19 protein-coding genes are annotated in these 17,825 nt (G+C 72.6%); 9 read left to right on the forward strand and 10 right to left on the reverse strand.

Annotated elements, in window-relative coordinates; all coding sequences use genetic code 11:
* The first annotated feature begins 212 nt into the window (after positions 1–212).
* Positions 213–587: a DUF3099 domain-containing protein gene (locus tag ACZ4NB_RS11620; RefSeq protein ID WP_467660400.1), complete on the forward strand. Its 375-nt coding sequence runs from the start codon at positions 213–215 to the stop codon at positions 585–587.
* Between the two features lie 222 nt (positions 588–809).
* A complete protein-coding gene (locus ACZ4NB_RS11625) occupies positions 810–1,061 on the forward strand; it encodes a hypothetical protein (RefSeq protein WP_467660402.1) in 252 nt (83 codons plus the stop codon).
* A 31-nt stretch (positions 1,062–1,092) separates the two neighbouring features.
* On the opposite strand, the gene moaA is transcribed toward ACZ4NB_RS11625, so the two are convergent.
* The 3 genes from moaA to ACZ4NB_RS11640 form a co-directional block, all read right to left on the reverse strand.
* Entirely contained in the window at positions 1,093–2,082 is a 990-nt protein-coding gene (gene moaA / locus ACZ4NB_RS11630) for a GTP 3',8-cyclase MoaA (protein WP_467660404.1), read from the reverse strand.
* 223 nt (positions 2,083–2,305) lie between these two features.
* Complete coding sequence (locus ACZ4NB_RS11635) at positions 2,306–3,943, reverse strand: solute symporter family protein (protein WP_467660406.1); 1,638 nt, start codon at positions 3,941–3,943, stop codon at positions 2,306–2,308.
* Positions 3,940–4,284, reverse strand: a complete 345-nt coding sequence (locus ACZ4NB_RS11640; protein WP_467660408.1) for a DUF485 domain-containing protein — start codon at positions 4,282–4,284, stop codon at positions 3,940–3,942. The genes ACZ4NB_RS11635 and ACZ4NB_RS11640 overlap by 4 nt, the downstream gene beginning before the upstream one ends.
* A gap of 223 nt (positions 4,285–4,507) precedes the next feature.
* Between ACZ4NB_RS11640 and ACZ4NB_RS11645 the strand changes: the two genes are divergently transcribed.
* Positions 4,508–4,705, forward strand: coding sequence for a hypothetical protein (locus ACZ4NB_RS11645; RefSeq protein WP_467660410.1), 198 nt, complete (start codon positions 4,508–4,510; stop codon positions 4,703–4,705).
* Between the two features lie 197 nt (positions 4,706–4,902).
* Positions 4,903–6,414: a S8 family serine peptidase gene (locus tag ACZ4NB_RS11650; RefSeq protein ID WP_467660412.1), complete on the forward strand. Its 1,512-nt coding sequence runs from the start codon at positions 4,903–4,905 to the stop codon at positions 6,412–6,414.
* A 60-nt stretch (positions 6,415–6,474) separates the two neighbouring features.
* Here ACZ4NB_RS11650 and ACZ4NB_RS11655 read toward each other — a convergent pair whose 3' ends face one another.
* From ACZ4NB_RS11655 to ACZ4NB_RS11665, 3 genes are all read right to left on the reverse strand, one after another.
* Positions 6,475–8,073, reverse strand: coding sequence for a TIGR03086 family metal-binding protein (locus tag ACZ4NB_RS11655; RefSeq protein ID WP_467660414.1), 1,599 nt, complete (start codon positions 8,071–8,073; stop codon positions 6,475–6,477).
* Positions 8,074–8,136: 63 nt separating this feature from the next.
* A complete protein-coding gene (locus tag ACZ4NB_RS11660; protein ID WP_467660416.1) occupies positions 8,137–8,856 on the reverse strand; it encodes a lysoplasmalogenase in 720 nt (239 codons plus the stop codon).
* Positions 8,853–9,746, reverse strand: coding sequence for a sterol desaturase family protein (locus tag ACZ4NB_RS11665; RefSeq protein ID WP_467660418.1), 894 nt, complete (start codon positions 9,744–9,746; stop codon positions 8,853–8,855). The genes ACZ4NB_RS11660 and ACZ4NB_RS11665 overlap by 4 nt, the downstream gene beginning before the upstream one ends.
* A gap of 103 nt (positions 9,747–9,849) precedes the next feature.
* Between ACZ4NB_RS11665 and ACZ4NB_RS11670 the strand changes: the two genes are divergently transcribed.
* A complete protein-coding gene (locus ACZ4NB_RS11670; RefSeq protein ID WP_467660420.1) occupies positions 9,850–10,299 on the forward strand; it encodes a Type 1 glutamine amidotransferase-like domain-containing protein in 450 nt (149 codons plus the stop codon).
* 33 nt (positions 10,300–10,332) lie between these two features.
* On the opposite strand, the gene ACZ4NB_RS11675 is transcribed toward ACZ4NB_RS11670, so the two are convergent.
* The 4 genes from ACZ4NB_RS11675 to ACZ4NB_RS11690 are packed head-to-tail and all read right to left on the reverse strand — an operon-like array spanning position 10,333 to position 14,548.
* Positions 10,333–11,568 (reverse strand): amidohydrolase family protein, encoded by a 1,236-nt coding sequence (locus ACZ4NB_RS11675; RefSeq protein WP_467660422.1) that lies wholly within the window; start codon positions 11,566–11,568, stop codon positions 10,333–10,335.
* Positions 11,565–12,848, reverse strand: a complete 1,284-nt coding sequence (locus tag ACZ4NB_RS11680) for an amidohydrolase family protein (protein ID WP_467660424.1) — start codon at positions 12,846–12,848, stop codon at positions 11,565–11,567. Before ACZ4NB_RS11680 ends, ACZ4NB_RS11675 begins: the two co-directional genes overlap by 4 nt.
* Before the next feature lie 16 nt (positions 12,849–12,864).
* Complete coding sequence (locus ACZ4NB_RS11685; protein ID WP_467660426.1) at positions 12,865–13,749, reverse strand: SDR family NAD(P)-dependent oxidoreductase; 885 nt, start codon at positions 13,747–13,749, stop codon at positions 12,865–12,867.
* Between the two features lies 1 nt (position 13,750).
* On the reverse strand, positions 13,751–14,548 hold the full coding sequence (locus ACZ4NB_RS11690) for an acetoacetate decarboxylase family protein (protein ID WP_467660428.1): 798 nt from the start codon (positions 14,546–14,548) through the stop codon (positions 13,751–13,753).
* A gap of 181 nt (positions 14,549–14,729) precedes the next feature.
* On the opposite strand from ACZ4NB_RS11690, the gene ACZ4NB_RS11695 reads away from it, so the two are divergent.
* The 4 genes from ACZ4NB_RS11695 (at position 14,730) to ACZ4NB_RS11710 (ending at position 17,783) form a co-directional block, all read left to right on the forward strand.
* Entirely contained in the window at positions 14,730–15,392 is a 663-nt protein-coding gene (locus ACZ4NB_RS11695) for a TetR/AcrR family transcriptional regulator (RefSeq protein ID WP_467660429.1), read from the forward strand.
* Positions 15,393–15,551: 159 nt separating this feature from the next.
* Complete coding sequence (locus tag ACZ4NB_RS11700) at positions 15,552–16,595, forward strand: DEDDh family exonuclease (protein WP_467660431.1); 1,044 nt, start codon at positions 15,552–15,554, stop codon at positions 16,593–16,595.
* Positions 16,596–16,658: 63 nt separating this feature from the next.
* Positions 16,659–16,892, forward strand: a complete 234-nt coding sequence (locus ACZ4NB_RS11705; protein ID WP_077192103.1) for a hypothetical protein — start codon at positions 16,659–16,661, stop codon at positions 16,890–16,892.
* 81 nt (positions 16,893–16,973) lie between these two features.
* The gene (locus tag ACZ4NB_RS11710; protein WP_467660433.1) at positions 16,974–17,783 is read left to right on the forward strand and encodes an SURF1 family cytochrome oxidase biogenesis protein; all 810 of its coding nucleotides are present in this window, start codon (positions 16,974–16,976) and stop codon (positions 17,781–17,783) included.
* The last annotated feature ends 42 nt before the right edge of the window (positions 17,784–17,825 follow it).

Genomic DNA, 17,825 nt, shown 5'->3' on the forward strand with positions numbered 1-17,825 from the left:
CTTACGGCGCGGTGCGCGTGAGGGTCGCCCCGCCAGTGTCGCTCCGCATCGGCTACGCCGCACGCCGGAGCCGGTGGTCCGCCGTCCGTCCCGGCGGACCCGGCCGAACGGGGGCGGGCCCCGGTCTCGAAGGCGGCGCAGGTGCGGCGTACCGTGGGATACGACCGGAGACCGGGGAGAATCCGGCATGACCCAGCAGGTGGTGGAACGTGATGCGGAAGCAGAGCAGCGGCCAGACCTTCCGGATCACAGGGGCTCGCCAGGGGCTGTCCGAGGATGTGCGCGGGCGGCAGCGGCGGTATGTGATCTCGATGGCGGTGCGGACGGTGGCCGTGCTGCTGACCGTCGTGCTGTGGAACGTGGAGCGGCCCGTTGCCATTGCGACGCTGGTGCTGGGCATGGCGCTGCCCTATATCGCGGTGGTGATCGCCAACGCGGGCCGGGAGAACGCCCCTTCGCTTCCGAAAACCTTCGTCGCGGGGCCGACCAGGCCGATGCTGACGCCGGGATCCCCCGCCGCACCAGCGGAATCCGAAGCGGAGCGGCCTGGGGCGGACACGTCCACGCCCCGCCCCGACGCCCACTGATCAGCATTCGGTCTGCAAAGCTCAAGAAAAGCTCAGATCAATCATGGAGTTCCGGTGCACCGCGCACCATTCCCCGTGACATACTGCGTAACGCGCTCCGCATCCCCCGTCGGAGCGACGGACCGACGCCGGGCGGCTCCCCCCGTGGCTGCCCGGCGTCGTCATGTCCGCTCCCGGTCATGGTCTGAAGGGCCCCGGGCCGCAGGACGTAGGGTTGAGGCCGTGAACTCCCCTGATCTTCCCGACTCCACCGCGGGCGACGCCGCCGTCATCTGCTCCGCCAAGGGCTGCCGGGCCGCCGCCGTTTGGGTGCTGGCCTGGAACAACCCGAAGCTGCACACGCCGGACCGCCGCAAGACCTGGCTGGCCTGTGAGGAGCACCGGGAGCATCTTTCGCAGTTCCTCGGTGTGCGCGGCTTCCTCAAGGACGTGGTGACACTTCAGGAGTGGGAGGCGTCCGCCGCCGGGAAGTGATGCCGGGCGGCGGGGAGCGATGCCGGGCGGGTCAGCCGCCGATCGAGGACATCGGGCGCTCGGGCTGCAGGAAGGACGGGTCGTCCAGGCCGGAGCCCGCCTTCTTGCCCCACATCGCGCGCTTCCATATGCGGGCGATCTCCTCGTCGGGCGCCCCGGAGCGCAGCGCCGTCCGCAGATCGGTCTCCTCGGTGGCGAAGAGGCAGGTGCGGACCTGGCCGTCGGCCGTCAGCCGGGTGCGGTCGCAGGCGCGGCAGAACGGGCGGGTGACGGAGGCGATCACGCCGACGCGGTGCGGTCCGCCGTCGACCTGCCAGCGCTCGGCGGGCGCGGAGCCGCGCTCGTCCTGGCCCTCGGGGGTGAGCTCGAAGCGGGTGCGCAGCGAGGCGAGGATGTCACCGGCGGTGATCATGCCGTCGCGCTTCCAGCCGTGCTGGGCGTCGAGCGGCATCTGCTCGATGAAGCGGAGTTCGTAGTCGTGGGCGATCGCCCAGGCGAGCAGGTCGGGGGCCTCGTCGTCGTTGAGGCCCGGCATCAGGACGGCGTTGACCTTGACCGGGGTCAGACCGGCTTCGCGGGCGGCTTCCAGGCCGCGGAGCACGTCGTCGTGCCGCTTGCGGCGGGTCATGGTCTGGAAGACGTCGGGGCGCAGGGTGTCGAGGGAGACGTTGACGCGGTCGAGGCCGGCGTCGCGCAGCGCCGCGGCCGTGCGCTGAAGGCCGATGCCGTTGGTGGTCAGCGACATCCGGGGGCGGGGGGTGAGGGCGGCGACCCGCTCGACGATGCCGACCAGGCCGGGGCGGAGCAGCGGCTCACCGCCCGTGAAGCGGACCTCTTCGATGCCCAGGTCGCGCACCGCGATGTCGATCAGCCGGACGATCTCGTCGTCGGTGAGCAGATCGGGCTTGGCGAGCCACTGCAGGCCCTCTTCGGGCATGCAGTACGTGCACCGCAGATTGCAGCGGTCGGTGAGCGAAACGCGCAGGTCGGTGGCCACACGACCGTAGGTGTCGATGAGCACAGGGCCCCCTCCCCGGGACGGACGGCTCGGGATGTCTGGTGACGTCCTGGTTCGCCTTGGTACGTCTCCCGTGTGGATCAGTACGTCTTCGAGACTACGCGATGGGTGTGACAGCGAGCAGAGATGAGAAGCACGACGTGGGCGGGGTGGCGTCGTAGGGATCTACGACGCCACCCCGCCCCGGTCCTGTGCGGACGACTCAGTGCGCGCGGGGCGCGGGCGGCTAGTGCGCCCCGGTGCCGGTCAGCGAGCGGACCTCCAGTTCGGCGTACTTCTTGACGTCCGGCTCCTCCTTGGACAGCAGCGAGCCCAGCCAGCCGAGCAGGAAGCCCAGCGGGATGGAGATCAGGCCCGGGTTCTCCAGCGGGAAGAAGGCGAAGTCCGCGCCGGGGAACATGGAGGTCTCCTTGCCGGAGACGACCGGCGAGAAGAGCACCAGGAAGACGGAGGAGGCGAGCCCGCCGTAGATGGACCAGAGCGCGCCCTGGGTGGTGAAGCGCTTCCAGAACAGGCTGTAGAGGATCGTCGGGAGGTTGGCGGAGGCGGCGACCGCGAAGGCGAGCGCCACCAGGCCGGCGACGTTCAGCCCGCGGGCGAAGACGCCCAGCACGATGGCGACCGCGCCGATGCCGACGGTCGCCCAGCGGGCCGCACCGACCTCCTCCTTCTCGGTGGCCTCGCCCTTGCGGAGGACGTTGACGTACAGGTCGTGCGCGAAGGACGAGGACGAGGCGAGGGTGAGGCCGGCGACCACCGCGAGGATGGTGGCGAAGGCCACCGCGGAGATCACGGCGAGCAGGATGGCGCCGCCGGTGGAGCCGGCGCCGCCGCCGATCGCCTCGGCGAGGAGCGGCGCCGCGGTGTTGCCCGCCTTGTTGGAGGCGGTGATCGTGTCGGGCTTGATGAGGGCCGCGGCGCCGAAGCCCAGCGCGATGGTCATCAGGTAGAAGACGCCGATGATGCCGATCGCCCAGTTCACCGACTTGCGGGCGGCCTTGGCGGTGGGGACGGTGTAGAAGCGGATCAGGATGTGCGGCAGGCCGGCGGTGCCCAGGACGAGCGCGAGGCCCAGCGAGATGAAGTCGATCTTCGAGGTGGCGGTGGCGCCGTACTTGAGGCCGGGCTCCAGGAAGGCGGAGCCCTTTCCGCTGTTCTCCGCGGCCGCGCCGAGCAGCGCGGAGATGTTGAAGTCGAACTTCAGCGCCACCAGGAACGTGATCAGCAGGGTGCCGGCGATCAGCAGGACCGCCTTGACCATCTGCACCCAGGTGGTGCCCTTCATGCCGCCGATGCTGACGTAGAGGATCATCACGATGCCGACGATGACGACGACCAGGATCTTGCCGGCCTCGCTGGTGATGCCCAGCAGCAGGGTGACCAGGGCCCCGGCGCCGGCCATCTGGGCGAGCAGGTAGAAGATCGACACGATGATGGTGGAGGTGCCCGCGGCCGTGCGGACCGGGCGCTGGCGCATCCGGTAGGCCAGCACGTCGCCCATGGTGAACCGGCCGGAGTTGCGCAGCGGTTCGGCGACCAGCAGCAGGGCGACGAGCCAGGCGACGAGGAACCCGATGGAGTAGAGGAAGCCGTCGTAGCCGAAGAGGGCGATGGCGCCGGCGATGCCGAGGAAGGACGCGGCGGACATGTAGTCGCCGGAGATGGCCAGGCCGTTCTGGAAGCCGCTGAACTGCCGGCCGCCGGCGTAGAAGTCCTCCGTGCCCTTGGTCTGCCGGCCGGCCCAGACGGTGATGCCGAGGGTGGCGGCGACGAAGACCGCGAACAGGGTGACGATCAGGGCGCGGTGCTCACCCGCGCCGCCGGCCGCGAGCTGGAGCGCGAGCGGCTGCTGAGCGGGGGTCATGCGGCACCCTCCAGGCGGGACTTGATGGCCTCGGCCTTGGGGTCGAGCTTGGCGGCGGCGTGCCGGGAGTACCACCAGGCGATGAGGAAGGTGGTCACGAACTGGGCGATGCCGAGTACGAACGCGACGTTGATGTTGCCGAGGACCTTGGTGGCCATGAAGCCGCCGGCGTAGCTCGACAGCAGTACGTACCCGAGGTACCAGACGATGAAGGCGACGGTCAGCGGGAAGGCGAACGAGCGGTGTGCGCTGCGGAGTTCGTTGAATTCCGGGCTCGACTGCACCTGGATGTAGTCGGGCGGTTCATGCGTCCCCGGATCGATGGTGGGTGCGGCGCTCACGGGATCTCCTGACGCGAGGGGGCGGCTGGCTCGGGGCTGGTGCGCCGGTCCGCACGGGGGACGGCCCGGTCGACGTAAGGCCCGCATAAGTGATGTTGATCACGCATGGTAAGGCCGCGCCACACGTTGCGACAGAGGGGCGTTGGTGGAATCTCCGAGGGAAAATCGGGGGGAATGGCCGCGGCGACCGCCACCGCGCGCGGGGCGATTCGTTGAGCCGGATGTGAACCCGCCGCCCCAGCAGGCCCCGCAGCCCTCCGTTCCCCGCCGGCGCCCGTACGGCAGCGTCCGGCTGCCGGCGCCGCTCACCGTCGCCCCGTCGCGGCCGCGCCCGGAGACCGCCCCGGCAGCGCGCCGCTGGTACGGCCCGCGGATCCCCCTGCCGCTGCTGAGCATCGCCACGCTGCGGCGCGGCGACTGACGGGACGCCAGGCCGGACGGCCCTCGCGAACCGAGCCGCGACCGGAGCTGACAGCACATCAATTCACCACCCCTGAGAGGTTTTCTCCCCGTTCCATTGCTGTGCGTCAGTGATCGCCGATAACTTCACGTCTCACTGCATCCGCCCGTACGCAAACCCGCGTACGGGCGGTCTCACGGATGATGTGGAGTACCCCCATGGCACATCCCCGATCCAGACGCATGCGGGCGCTGGCCGTACCGCTCGGGCTGGCCCTGACGGCGTCCCTCGGCTTCCTGCCGAACGCGGCCACCGCCGCACCCCAGGGCTCCGTACCGGCCGCCGCGCAGGCCGACGGCCCGCTGCTCTCGTACGTCGTGAACACCACGCCCGGCCAGGCCACCGTCGGCAAGGTGGAGAAGGCGATAGCCAAGGCCGGCGGGAAGGTGATCGTCGCCCATGAGCAGATAGGCGTGATCGTCGTCCACTCGGCGAACCCGCAGTTCGCCGCCACCATGCGGACGGTGCCGGGCGTGCAGACCGCCGGTGCCAGCCGCACCGCGCCCCTGAAGCCCTCGGGCACCACCGACGTCGGCAAGCCGCAGAAGGTGGACCTGACGACGTCGCAGCTCAAGGCGGCCGGCAGCGCGGCGAAGGCGAACGGACAGGAGCCGCTGGAGCCGCTGCAGTGGGACCTGCCCGCCATCAAGGCCGACCAGGCCGCGCAGGTGAACCCCGGCAGCCGGGACGTCACCGTCGCCGTCATCGACACCGGCGTGGACGACACCCACCCGGACCTGAAGGCGAACTTCTCCGCGAAGCAGTCCGCCAACTGCGTCGGCGGCGTGGCCGACACCTCCAAGGGGTCCTGGCGCCCCTGGAACCCCGACAGCGACTACCACGGCACCCATGTCGCGGGCACGATCGCCGCGGCCCGCAACGGCGTCGGCGTGGCGGGCGTCGCCCCGGGCGTGAAGGTCTCCGCGATCAAGGTCAGCGAGCCGGAGACGAGCCTGTTCTACGCCGAGAGCGTGGTGTGCGCCTTCGTCTTCGCGGCCGACCACGGCGTCGAGGTCACCAACAACAGCTACTACGTCGACCCGTGGATGTTCAACTGCAAGGATGACGCCGACCAGGCCGCCATCGTTGACGCGGTCGGCCGTGCGGCGAGCTACGCCCAGCGCAAGGGGGCGATCAACATCGCCGCCGCGGGCAACTCCAACCTCGATCTGGGGGCCGCCAAGCTCCCCGACGCCAGCAGCCCGAACGACTCCACCCCCGTCGAGCGTACCATCAACCCGAAGACCTGCTGGGATGTGCCCACCCAGCTGCCGGGCACGGTGACCGTCGCGGCGACCGGTGTGCACAAGCTCAAGTCCGGCTACTCGAACTACGGGCTCGGCCAGATCGATGTGGCCGCACCGGGCGGCGACTCCAAGCAGGTTCCCGAGCTGCCCGCCAAGAACGGCAACATCCTCTCCACCATGCCGGGCGGCGACTGGGCCTACCTGGCCGGCACCTCCATGGCGTCCCCGCATGTCTCCGGCGTCGCGGCGCTGCTCAAGAGCGCCCACCCCAAGTCCAGCCCGCAGGAGATCCAGTGGCTGCTCAAGCAGCAGGCGGACAACCCCGGCTGCCCCGCGGGTGACGCGACCTGCACCGGCACCAAGCACGTCAACAGCCACTTCGGCTACGGCATCGTCGATGCCCTGGACGCGGTGAAGAAGTAACCGCGCGCCCCGCCCGGCACACCGCACGGTGTGCCGGGCGTTCTGGCCGGGCCGGGACCGTCAGCCGAGCCCGGCCGGGGGCCGCTCGCGGCCGAGGAAGGCCGCGAGCCGGTCGGCGGCGGTGGCCCCGGGCGCGGCCGGGCGCTCGGGCGCGAACGATCCGCCCTCGGTGCGCGGCGCGGCCCCGTAGATCCGGTGCGCCGCCGCCAGGGTCTCCTCGGCGACCTCCGGCGCGAGGCCGGTCGGGGCGCCCAGCGCCGTCGCCAAATCCCAGCCGTGGGCGAGGAGTTCGACCACCACCTGCTGGACGATCATCGAGCCGGGTGCCTCGTGGGGCCCGTAGCGGCGGTGCAGCATCCCGCTGCCGGTGAACGCGGCGAGGGCGGCGCGCGCCGAGTCCTCGAAGGCGGCGATGTGGTCGTCGCCGAGGTGGTCGGCGGTGTGGTCGGTGCGCGGGTCGCCCTCGGCTATCGAGGCGGCCATCAGGTTCTCCCACACCATGTGGTTCAGCAGCCGTGCCACGCTCCAGTGCGCGCAGGGCGTCGGCAGCGCGAGGTCCGCCGGCCGTACGGCGGCCACCAGGGCGCCGACGTCCCGGGGCACCTGCTGGTAGGCGTAGAGCACGCGTTGCGGGTCGGTCTCCTCGAACACGGAGCGATCGACCTCCAGCGGCCGGAGGTGGGCGCGCAGGGCCGCGGTCGTCCAGGTGTCCGCGGCGCCCCAGTCGGGCGGGGCGGGCCGGCCGGTGACCGCGCACAGCAGCCGCCAGTAGCGCTCGACGGACGGCTCGGCCGCGGTCCGCAGCTGCTCCAGCAGCCGGGCGCGGGCGGGCGGGCCGTCCTGGGTGGGCGCCTGGGCGGTGCCTGCCTGGGTGGGGAGCCAGGCGGCGACCAGCTCGGCGACGACGGGACCCGCGGCCGGTGAGTCGGGGGCGATCCCGGCCGCCACGGCCGTCTCGGCGCGCTCACGCATCAGCTCGGCGACACGCACGGCGGCCGCCTCCGCTTCCGCGCCGCCGCCTTCCGGCGCGGTGCGCGCGCTGTACTCGGCCAGCCGGCGCAGCGCGGCAGCCAGCTCCGGCTCGCGGACCAGGGCGGCCAGTTCGACCCAGGCGCCGAGCTGCTCGGGGGTGGGGGCGTCGGGCAGGTCGGGGACGGCGGCCAGCAGACCGCTGCGGTAGGCGGAGTCGGGGACGCCGTCGAGGGCGTCGGTCAGGAAGTCCGCGATGATCCGGCGGCGTTCATCGGCCGACAGGCGGGCCAGTTCGGTCATGTGGGGCAGCTCCTCTGCCGTGCTGTCCCGCTCGGCCACCGTTCGCAGCACGGCGCTCTGCAGCCGCAGGGTGCGGATCTGCGCGTCCAGCGCGTCCGCCCACTGCGCCGCCGTCTCGGCGAGGGTGCGCTCGCGCCGCAGTACGGAGCGGATCGCCGCGGTCCCGATGCCCAGTTCGCGCAGGCTGCGCACGATCTCCAGGCGGGCCGGGGCGTCCCCGCCGTACAGCCGGTAGCCCGCGGGGGTGCGGGCGGCGGGCGGCAGCAGGCCCTGGTCGGACCAGTTCCGGATGGTCTTGACCGAAACGCCGGTCAGGCGCGCCAGTGCGCCGATGGTCAGTGGGCCTGTGCCGTCCTCGTACATGCCGTCCACTGTCGGGTCTCCCACGGGGGGAGACTCAAATCCGCCGCTCGGGGTCCGTCCGTCCGGTGGGCCAGGGCCGGAAGGGCCCTACGCGACGCCGGCCGCCGGGACCTCTTCCGTGTGACGGGAGCGGGGCCGCGGCTCCGTATCGGCGGCGGAGCGCAGGACGCCGGCGGTCAGGGCGCACTGGGCGGCGACGTAGCTGACCATGATCCAGAACTGCGGGGCGGGCAGCTGCGGCCAGTGGGCGATACCGCTCGCGATCAAGGTGTCGGAGAGCAGGAAGAGCAGTCCGCCGGCCGTGGCCCAGGGGCCGGCGCGCAGCGCCCCGAAGGCCATCGCGGTCAGCAGCAGGCTGTACCCGGCGACCGGGATCCGCAGTTCGGCCGGGAGGCCGGGCCACAGCAGGGCCACGGTCCCGGCCAGCGCGGCGGCGTAGGCGGCGGTGAGCGCGGTGGTGCGCCCCCGCCGCCCGGGGCCGGGTCCCGTTCCGTGGCGGGCGAACAGCAGCAGGTAGCACAGGTGCCCGGCGGCGAACGAGCCCATCCCCACCAGGAAGACAGCACCCCCGGCGGCTCCGCCGATCTGGAGGAAGGTGTCGCCGCCGCAGCCGAACAGCAGCGCACCGGCCAGCAGCACGGGGCCGCCGCGCGCCAGCACGTATCCGGCGAGCACCGGCATCAGCGCGGGCTTGGTGAGCTGCTCGATGGTCCCGGCTCCCGCGATCAGCGCCCCGAGGTGCACGGCGGCCAGCACGGCGAACGCCACGGACAGCGGCCGCAGGCCGCCCGGCCAGCGCGGCGTCACGTCACGGGCTCCTCGACCGAGGCGGGCGCCGTGCGGTCGGCCGGCGCGGCCGCCCGCCGCGCGGCCGGCTGCCAGCCCGGTCCGCGGAAGACCCGCCCGGCGCGCTCGCTCCAGCTGTCCGCGGCCCGTACGTCGCGGGCGATGGCGGCGTACTCGTGGGTGGCCACCCGCAGCGGGTTGTAGGTCTTGATGTTCTTGGTGAGGCCGTAGACGGGCCGTTCGGTCTCGGGGACGAACGAGCCGAACATCCGGTCCCAGATGATCAGGATCCCGCCGAAGTTGCGGTCCAGGTAGCCGCCCTGCGAGGCATGGTGGACGCGGTGGTGGGAGGGGGTGTTGAGGACGAACTCGAAGGGCCGCGGCAGCTTGCCGACCCGTTCGGTGTGCACCCAGAACTGGTAGACCAGGTTGGCGCCGGAGGTGAAGGCGATCGCGGCCGGATGCACGCCGAGGGCGACCATCGGGACGTAGAACGGCCAGACGGTCCAGGTCGTCCAGGGCTGCCGCAGGGCGGTGGTGAAGTTGAACTTCTCGCTGGAGTGGTGCACCACATGGCAGGCCCACAGGATGCGGATGACGTGGTGGCCGCGGTGCGACCAGTAGTAGAAGAAGTCCTGGGCGAGCAGCATCAGCAGCAGCGTCCACCACAGCACCGGAACCCGCAGCGGGGTGAGTTCGTAGACCGCGGCGTAGATCGCCACGATGGGTATCTTCCACAGCGCGTCGAAGACCAGGCTGCCCAGCCCCATGCCGACGCTGGTGGCCGCGTCCTTGGCTTCGTAGCCGGCCGCGTCCTCGTCGGGATGCAGCCGGTAGCTCACCATCTCGACCACGGTGAGCAGGACAAAGGCGGGTACGGACCACAACACGACATCGGGCAGGTGCGGCATGCACCGCACCATAAGGGCGGTGACGGGGGTGCCGCTAGGGGTTGTTACTCAGAAGTATGTGAGACGTGATGTCAGCTGCCCGGCACGGCGTACCGCCGGTAGCTTGCCGTCGTACCGCAACATGCTCGCCGTCTGGCGGCTGCACGGCCTGGACGCGGTGCTGCGCGAGGCGTACCAGGCGGGGGTGGTGCTGTGCGGCATCAGCGCGGGCGCGTGCTGCTGGTTCCAGAGCGCGTTCTCGGACTCCTTCGGCCCGCCGGCACCGCTCGCCGACGGGCTGGGGCTGCTGCCCGGCAGCCTGTGCCCGCACTACGACAGCGAGCCCGAGCGCCGCCCCGGCTATCTGACGGCCGTCGACGACGGTGCGCTTCCCGGCGGCTGGGCGGTCGACGACGGCGCCGCCGGGCTGTTCACCGGCGGCCGCCTCACGGAGGTCGTCACCCGTGCGCCCGGGGCCACCCTGCGCCGGGTACGGGTGGACGGGAACGGCTCGGTGGAGGAACTCCCCCGGACCGCCCGGGTACTCGGCCCCTCGACGGCCGCGTCCGCCTGAACCCGCCGCGGCGCCTCGCGGCCGGCCCGGGTCTCACCACACCCGTACCGAGCCGCCCGGGGCGAACGCCGGGCTGGTGGCGTCCGGCGGGATCTCGTCCAGGGGTACCGCGAGTTCGCCGTGCGTCGGGCCGACGCGGGCGGCTATCGGGGCGAGGCGGGTGAGGTCGAAGCCGTAGACCCGGGCGGCGTTGGTGCCGAGCATCTGGGCGATCTCGTCGGACGGCAGGCCCGCGTAGGCGAGGCGGAGGGCCTCGCGGGAGTGCGGGTGGGTGCCCTCGTCGTGGGGGTAGTCGCTGCCCCACATGATCTTGTCGAGGCCGATGCGGTGGCGGAGCGGGACCTCGTGGGGGCGCATGAAGCTGGCGCCCACGTAGCAGCGCTCGCGCCAGACGCTGCCCGGCGAGGCGCCCATGCCCGCGGCCAGACCGGCACCGAACTTGGACTCGGCGGTGGCGGCCCGGGACGCGGCGGCCACCAGCCGGCCGTGGTAGTAGTCCAGCATGCCCAGGACGCCGGGGATCCAGCCGGAGCCCTGCTCGGTGAGGACCAGGCGCAGGCCCGGGTGGCGGTGGAAGGCGCCGCCGAACATCAGGTGCCACAGGGCGCGGTGCGAGAACCAGGTCGTCTCGACCATGAAGACGGCGCGGGCGGCGGGCTCGTCGCCGAGGGGCGGGGAGGCCGAGCCGCCGTGGTGGTTGACGGGGACCTCCAGCTCGGCGCAGACGGCCCACAGGGGGTCGTACACCTCGGAGTGGAGTTCGGGCAGGCCCGAGCCGGGCGGTGTGCCGGGGAGCAGGACGCCGCCGGTGAGGCCGGCCTCCTTGGTGCGGCGGACCTCCCGTACGGCCTCGTCGACGTCGTTGAGCAGGATCTGGGCGACGCCGGCCCGGCGCCCCGGGGCCTCGGCGCAGAAGTCGGCGAGCCAGCGGTTGTGGGCGCGCAGGCCCGCCCAGCGCTGCTCGAACTCCGCACGGGTGGGCGCCGGTGCCATCAGCGACGCGCTGGGGAAGAACGGCGGGATGGTGTTGGGGAAGACGACCTCGGCGACGATGCCGTCGGCCTCCAGTTCCGCCAGCCGCCGGGCGGAGTTCCAGTTGCGGTCGGCGGTGTCGGCGAGCAGGTCCTCGTACGGGTTGACGTAGGTGGCCGCCCAGGCGTCGAAGGCGTCGTGGTGCTTCGCCTCCAGGTACGGCTTGTAGTCCAGGAGGTCGGCGCCCGCGTGGCAGTCCGCCGAGATCACCGTGTACCGGTCCTCGGAGCTGCTCACGGCGTCACCCCCAGGGTCGGGAAGTCCTGTCCGGTGAGCCAGTGCCGGCCCGCCTCGCGGGAGCGGGCCCAGGAGGTCTCGACGGCGCTCTGGTCGGCGTCCTGGCCGAGGTCGGCCGGGGTCGGGCCGATGCGGGCCGCGAGCGGGGCCAGCCGGTCGGTGTCGAAGCCGAAGACCTCGGCGGCGGCCAGGCCCAGCATCCGCCGGGTCTCGGCGACCGGGATGTCGTGGAAGGTGTCGCGCAGCCAGGCGCGGGTGCCGGGCCAGGTCCCTTCCGGGTGCGGGAAGTCGCTGCCCCACAGGATGTTGTCGACGCCGATCTCGTAGCGCTGGGCGAGTTCGCGGCGCTTGGTGTTGGTGGCGCAGACGAAGACCTGCCGGTCCAGGTACTCGTGCGGGGCGCGCTTCAGCTCGGCGAACGGGGACAGCTTCTTGCCGCCGTGGGCGCCCAGGTAGAGCCGGTCCATGAACCACAGCAGGTTCGGCAGCCACCAGCAACCGGACTCCGCCACACCGAACTTCAGGCCCGGATGGCGCTCGAAGACACCGGACCACAGCAGGAACCAGAGCGGGCGGGCCGGCCACCAGGTCACCTCGCTCACATAGATGCCGAGGTGGTCCCCGTACTCGTGGCGGGGCGCCGCTCCGGAGTGGGTCAGGACCGGCATCCCGCAGGCGGCGGCCGCCGCCCACACGGGGTCGTAGCGCCGCGCGTGGTACGGCTCGTTGTCGACCCACATGGAGGGGATCATCAGGGCGCCGAGCCCGGACTCCTTGGCCCGGTGCACCTCCGCGACGACCTTCTCCGGGTCGGCGGTGACGGGCAGCAGGGCGACGCCGCAGTGCCGTTCGGGGTTGCGGGAGACGAAGTCGGCGAGCCAGCGGTTGTGCGCCCGGGCGCCGGCCATGCCGAGTTCGGGGTCCTGGTCGCCGGAGAGGCCGAGCCCGACGCCGAAGGGCGCCGCCGTCCGGCTGTCCACGGCGTCCGCGTCGGGGAAGACGACCTCGGCGGCCACCCCGTCGCCGTCGAGCTCCTTGAGGCGCTGTGCGCTGTCCCAGCCACCGCGCAGGCCCTCCTCGTTGTCCTGGAACCACTTGGCGGCGAACGCGTCGTTGCGGATGCCCAGGCGGGTCGCCTCCGCGCGGCGGGCGTCCCGCTCGCCGAGGAACTCGTCGAAGGCGCGGTGGAAGCGGCGCTCCAGATAGGGCCGGTACTCCTCGGTGGGCAGTCCGGCATGGCAGTCGGAGGAGATGATCAGGTACGGGTCCTGGTTGCTCATCGCATGTCCCTCGTCCTCAGTCGAGAATGAAGCTCTCCAGATACGCCGGGTTCGCCCGGTCCAGCATCGACCGCGACCGGGCCCGGATCTGGCTGTCGCTGTGCTCGCTCTCGGGCAGCAGCCAGAAGCGGTCCGCGGCGATGCCGTCGGCGACCAGGTCCGCGACCTGCTCGACCGGGGTGAACTCGATCTCGCGCCCGGCCTCCTTCATCGCGGCCTCCCACTGGTCGAGGCTGCGGTAGGGGGTCTTGCGGGGCCGCTGCTTGGCGTACCGGTCGGGGCGGTTGCGGTGCGACTCCCACAGGCCGGTCCGCAGCATGTGCGGCCCGGGGAAGAGCACCGAGGCGCCGACCCGTGCCCGCTCGGCCCGCAGATGCGCGTACAGGGACTCCGTCATCGTCACGACGGCGGCCTTGGTGACCGCGTACACCGAGGCGGTGGGCAGCGGGGCGATACCGCCGTCGGCCGACGAGGTGTTGACGACATGGCCCACCTCCCCGCCCGCGATCATGCGGGGGACGAACGCCTGGACGCCGTGGAAGACGCCCCACACGTTGACCGCGAACGCCCACTTCCAGTCGTTGGGCTCGTGCTGCCACATGCGGCCCTCGGCGCCGGAGCCGACGCCCGCGTTGTTGCACAGCACATGGCAGGCGCCGAAGGTGGCGTAGGTGTCCTCGGCGAGCGCCATCACCTGCTCGCGCTCCCCGACGTCGACCACGCGTGCGTGCACGGTCGCCCCCTGCGCCCGCAGCCCGTCCGCCGCGCTCTCCAGGGCGCCCCGCTCGACGTCGGCGAGCACCACCTTCAGGCCGTCGGCCGCGAACCGCCGGGCCATGGCGAGCCCGACGCCGCTCGCCGCGCCGGTGACGACGGCGACCTGCCCCGGTCGCAGCTCCATGTCAGGCGCTCCCCTCGGGCGGGCCGTCGAGGATCTGCTGCGGATCGTCGTAGCGCTGATGGATGTACGGGAGCAGGGCCCGGGCACCGACCCGCTCGACGACCCTGCCCTTCTGGTCGGTGGTCTTCTCACCGATGGTGATCTCCACCAGGGTGCGCACGGGGAGGTCGGCGACCGGGTCGTACATCGACTCCCGCAGGACGACGTCCCCGGTGATCCGCTCCAGCCTCCTGACCTTCTCGTCGCGCAGGCAGTGCACGAGGACCGGGTCCGCGTCGAAGCCCGAACCGTCCACCGCCGGAAGGAACTTGAAGTAGAAGTCCGTCTTCTGCGACGGCTCCGGGAGCGGCAGGACGCCGTCGACCGCGCCGCGCACCTCGACGAACGCGATGCCGTGCCGGGCGAGCGCGGCCCGCACCACGAGGCCGTCGCGCTGCACCGTCACCTCGCCCAGCTTCTTGGGCTCGCCGAAGACCTCCCGGCCGCCGATCAGCGCCCGCTCGTGGGTCATCGGCATCACCAGCGGATACCAGCCCTCGACGCCGTGGTGCGCGGCCGCGACGGCGACCGAGCCGGCGCCCAGGGGGTAGCCGGGCAGGTCGACGGTGCTGATGGCGGCCCGGACCAGCGGGCGGCCGGTGGGCTTCAGCGGCGGCGGCAGGACGGCCGCGACCGCGTCGGGATCGCTCTCCCAGACGGCGACCACGCCGGTGGACCAGATGTCGGGGAGCTTGGCGGCGGCGGTGCGCGCCGCGGCGATCTCCGCCTCGGTGCGCGCTCCGTAGCGTATGCGTGCCATGTCGTACCGCCCTTCGTCGTCGGTGACTTGCGGGGGTTGACGTGCGGGGTCGTACGGAGGTCGGCGGGCGGGCGCCGTGGAGGGCGCCGGCTGCGATGCCCGCCTGTAACACTGTTACAGCGTCCGGGGCGAAGGGTAAAGAGCCTTGCGGGAACGGGAGTTGAAGGGGTAGGTGGGGGGCATGACACGTACCGCGCTGACCAGCGAAGAGGTTCTGGCCACGGCCGCCCGGCTGGTCCGGGCGCACGGCCCCGCCGCGCTGACCATGCGCCGGCTCGCCACGGAGCTGGGCACGGCCGTCACCTCCATCTACTGGCACGTCGGCAACCGCGAGTCGTTGCTGGACGCGCTCGTCGAGCGCACCGTCCGGGAGATGGGCGAGATCCACCCCATCGGGCGGACCCCGCACGCGCGCATCGTCTCGGTCGCCCGCGCCCTGCGCACGGCGCTGCGCGAGCGGCCGCAGCTGATCGCGATGGTGCACGAACGCGGCCTGACGGAGCGGATGTTCCTGCCCGCGCAGCAGGCGCTGGTCCGCGAGATGCACACCGCGGGGCTGCGCGGGCGGGCCGCCGCCGACGCGGTGCGCGCCGTCCAGTTCCAGGTCGTCGGCCATGTACTGGTCGAGCGCGCCCGGGAGCGGTCACCCGAGCAGCACCCCAGCGAGGGCGAGCTGTGGGACTCCCCCACCGCCGGGCACGATCCGGCGCTGGCCCGCGCGCTGGCGGCGCCGGCCGACACGGAGCGGCTGTTCGCGGCCGCGCTGGAGGCGGTGGTGGCCTCGCTGCTCGCGGCCGGGGAGCCCGGGACGTCCGCGCGGCGGCCCGCCGGCCCCGCGTGCTGACGCTCCGGAAGGCCGCCGTGCCCGACCGCGGGCAGGCGCGGACGGCACCCCGCGTGCCGGCCGGGGCCGCCCGGTCGGGCCGTCAACAACCGTGCCGCGGACCCTCGTGGCGGACGGCGGTTCGGTGGCTGTCAGTGGTGGCCCGTATCCTCAGTGACCATGCTCGAAGACCCCATGGCAGCAGCCGGCCCGATCGCGCCGAAGATCGGGCAGCAGCCGGGCCCGCAGACGCCGCCGGCTCCCTGGCCGTCCGGGTATCCCCAGGGATACGCGGTGGTCGACGTGGAGACCACGGGGCTGGCCCGCGACGACCGGATCATCTCCGCGGCCGTGTACCAACTCGACGCGCAGGGCGAGGTCCAGGACCACTGGTACACCCTGGTCAATCCGCAGCGCGATCCGGGGCCGGTGTGGATCCACGGCCTGACCAGCGCCGTGCTCGCCGACGCGCCGCTCTTCCCGGAGATCGTGCCGCAGCTGTCCGAGCGCCTTCAGGACCGGGTGCTGGTCGCGCACAACGCCATGTTCGACTGGTCGATGATCGCCCGTGAGTACGCCCGCGCCGCGGCCACCGCCCCGGTGCGCCAGCGGCTGTGCACGATCGCGCTCTCCAAGGAGCTGCGGCTGCCGCTGCCCAACCACAAGCTGGAGTCGCTCGCCGCGCACTACGGCGTCGTACAGCAGCGCGCCCACCACGCGCTGGACGACGCCCGGGTACTGGCCGAGGCGTTCCGCCCCAGTCTGCGGCGGGCCGCGCGGGAGAACCTGCGGCTGCCGCTGCTGAGCTGCCAGCCGCTGACGGAGTGGTCGGACGCCCCCGCGCCCCGGCAGCGCCCCGCCTCCTCCGCGTACCGCCCGACGTCCTGGCGGCCGTCCCGCAAGCGCCCGGCCTGCCCCTATCCCAATCCGGGGCGCTATGAAGCCGGCGGCCGGCTCGTCCAGGGGATGCGGGTCGCCTTCTCGGGCGACACCTCGGTGGACCGCGAGCTGCTGGAGGACCGGGCGATCGAGGCCGGGCTGCATATCGCGACGAGCGTGTCCCGGCTGACCAGCCTGCTGGTGACCAACGACCCGGACGCCCAGACCTCCAAGACCAGCAAGGCCGCCGCGTACGGCACGGTCGTGATCGACGAGGCGGCCTTCATGCAGCTGCTCCAGGACGTGCAGCCGGCCGGCCCCGCGGCGCCGCCTGCTTCCGGGTGAAGCCGGGCCAACACACCCGCCGGCGCCGCGCCCCGGGCGGGGCCCGCCCGCACCCTGTGGCGCATGGCACGTTGTGAGGTCTGCGGAAACGACTACGGGATGACGTTCGAGGTGCACGCGCAGGGCGCGGTGCATGTCTTCGACTGCTTCTCCTGCGCCATCCACCGCATGGCGCCGATCTGTGAGCACTGCCGGGTCCAGATCATCGGCCAGGGCGTCGAGGCCGACGGCAAGTGGTACTGCGGCGCCCACTGCGCCCGCTCGGACGGGAGGGTGGGGATCGTCGACCGGGTCTGAACGGCCCGGCCGCCCCTCCCCCGGGCCCTGCCGGGGGACCCCGGGCTCGGCGGCCGCGGCGCCCCAGGTACCGTCGAGGCCGTGTACCGCTTCCTGTTGTCCCGGCAGTGGGTGATCCTCACCCTCGTGGGTCTCGTGCTGATCCCCGTCATGATCAAGCTGGGCTACTGGCAGCTGCACCGCCATGAGCACAAGGTGGCGCAGAACCAGCTCATCGCCTCCAGCCTGGCGGCCAGGCCGGTCCCGGTCACCGACCTGACCGCCCCCGGCCGGGACCTGCCGCGGCGCGAGATGTGGCGCACGGTCACCGCCACCGGCCGCTACGACACCGCCCACGAGGTCGTGGTCCGCCAGCGCACCGCCGCCGACGAGCAGAGCATCGGCTACTACGTCCTGACCCCGCTGGTCCTCGGCGACGGCGACGCCGTCCTGGTCAACCGCGGCTGGATCTCCGCGGGCGACGACCTCACCAAGTTCCCGGACGTCCCCGCCGCCCCCAAGGGCAAGGTCACCGTCACCGGCCGGATGATGGCCGACGAGACCACCGAGGCCAGCGGCATCAAGGACACCAAGGGTCTGCCCGCCCGCCAGGTCATGCTGATCAACAGCAAGGAGCAGGCGAAGCGGATCGGCCGGCCGACGCTCGGCGGCTATATCGAGCAGACCGCTCCCGAGCAGCCCGGCGGCAAGCCGGAGCTGGTGCCCGAGCCGGACCACGACTCCATCGGCCCGCACATGGCGTACGCGATCCAGTGGTGGCTGTTCGCGGCGGCGGTGCCGGTCGGCTGGGTGATCCTGGTCCGCCGCGAGCGCCGCGACCGCGCGGCGGCAGCGGCCAAGACGGCCGGCGAGGCCGACGCCACCCGGGAGTCCGCGGACGCCACGGCGTAGGGCCTGCCCGACGGGACACCCCCCTAGGGCCTGTCCGATGGG

It is taken from the genome of Streptomyces sp. NPDC026575, from assembly GCF_055567415.1.

Excerpts from the sequence above, each read along its gene's own strand:
- ACZ4NB_RS11620 (WP_467660400.1), top strand. The coding sequence starts at position 213 with ATGCGGAAGCAGAGCAGCGGCCAGACCTTCCGGATCACAGGGGCTCGC.
- ACZ4NB_RS11635 (WP_467660406.1), bottom strand. The coding sequence starts at position 3,943 with ATGACCCCCGCTCAGCAGCCGCTCGCGCTCCAGCTCGCGGCCGGCGGC.
- ACZ4NB_RS11650 (WP_467660412.1), top strand. The coding sequence starts at position 4,903 with ATGGCACATCCCCGATCCAGACGCATGCGGGCGCTGGCCGTACCGCTC.
- ACZ4NB_RS11665 (WP_467660418.1), bottom strand. The coding sequence starts at position 9,746 with ATGCCGCACCTGCCCGATGTCGTGTTGTGGTCCGTACCCGCCTTTGTC.
- ACZ4NB_RS11680 (WP_467660424.1), bottom strand. The coding sequence starts at position 12,848 with ATGAGCAACCAGGACCCGTACCTGATCATCTCCTCCGACTGCCATGCC.
- ACZ4NB_RS11685 (WP_467660426.1), bottom strand. The coding sequence starts at position 13,749 with ATGGAGCTGCGACCGGGGCAGGTCGCCGTCGTCACCGGCGCGGCGAGC.
- ACZ4NB_RS11690 (WP_467660428.1), bottom strand. The coding sequence starts at position 14,548 with ATGGCACGCATACGCTACGGAGCGCGCACCGAGGCGGAGATCGCCGCG.
- ACZ4NB_RS11695 (WP_467660429.1), top strand. The coding sequence starts at position 14,730 with ATGACACGTACCGCGCTGACCAGCGAAGAGGTTCTGGCCACGGCCGCC.
- ACZ4NB_RS11700 (WP_467660431.1), top strand. The coding sequence starts at position 15,552 with ATGCTCGAAGACCCCATGGCAGCAGCCGGCCCGATCGCGCCGAAGATC.
- ACZ4NB_RS11705 (WP_077192103.1), top strand. The coding sequence starts at position 16,659 with ATGGCACGTTGTGAGGTCTGCGGAAACGACTACGGGATGACGTTCGAG.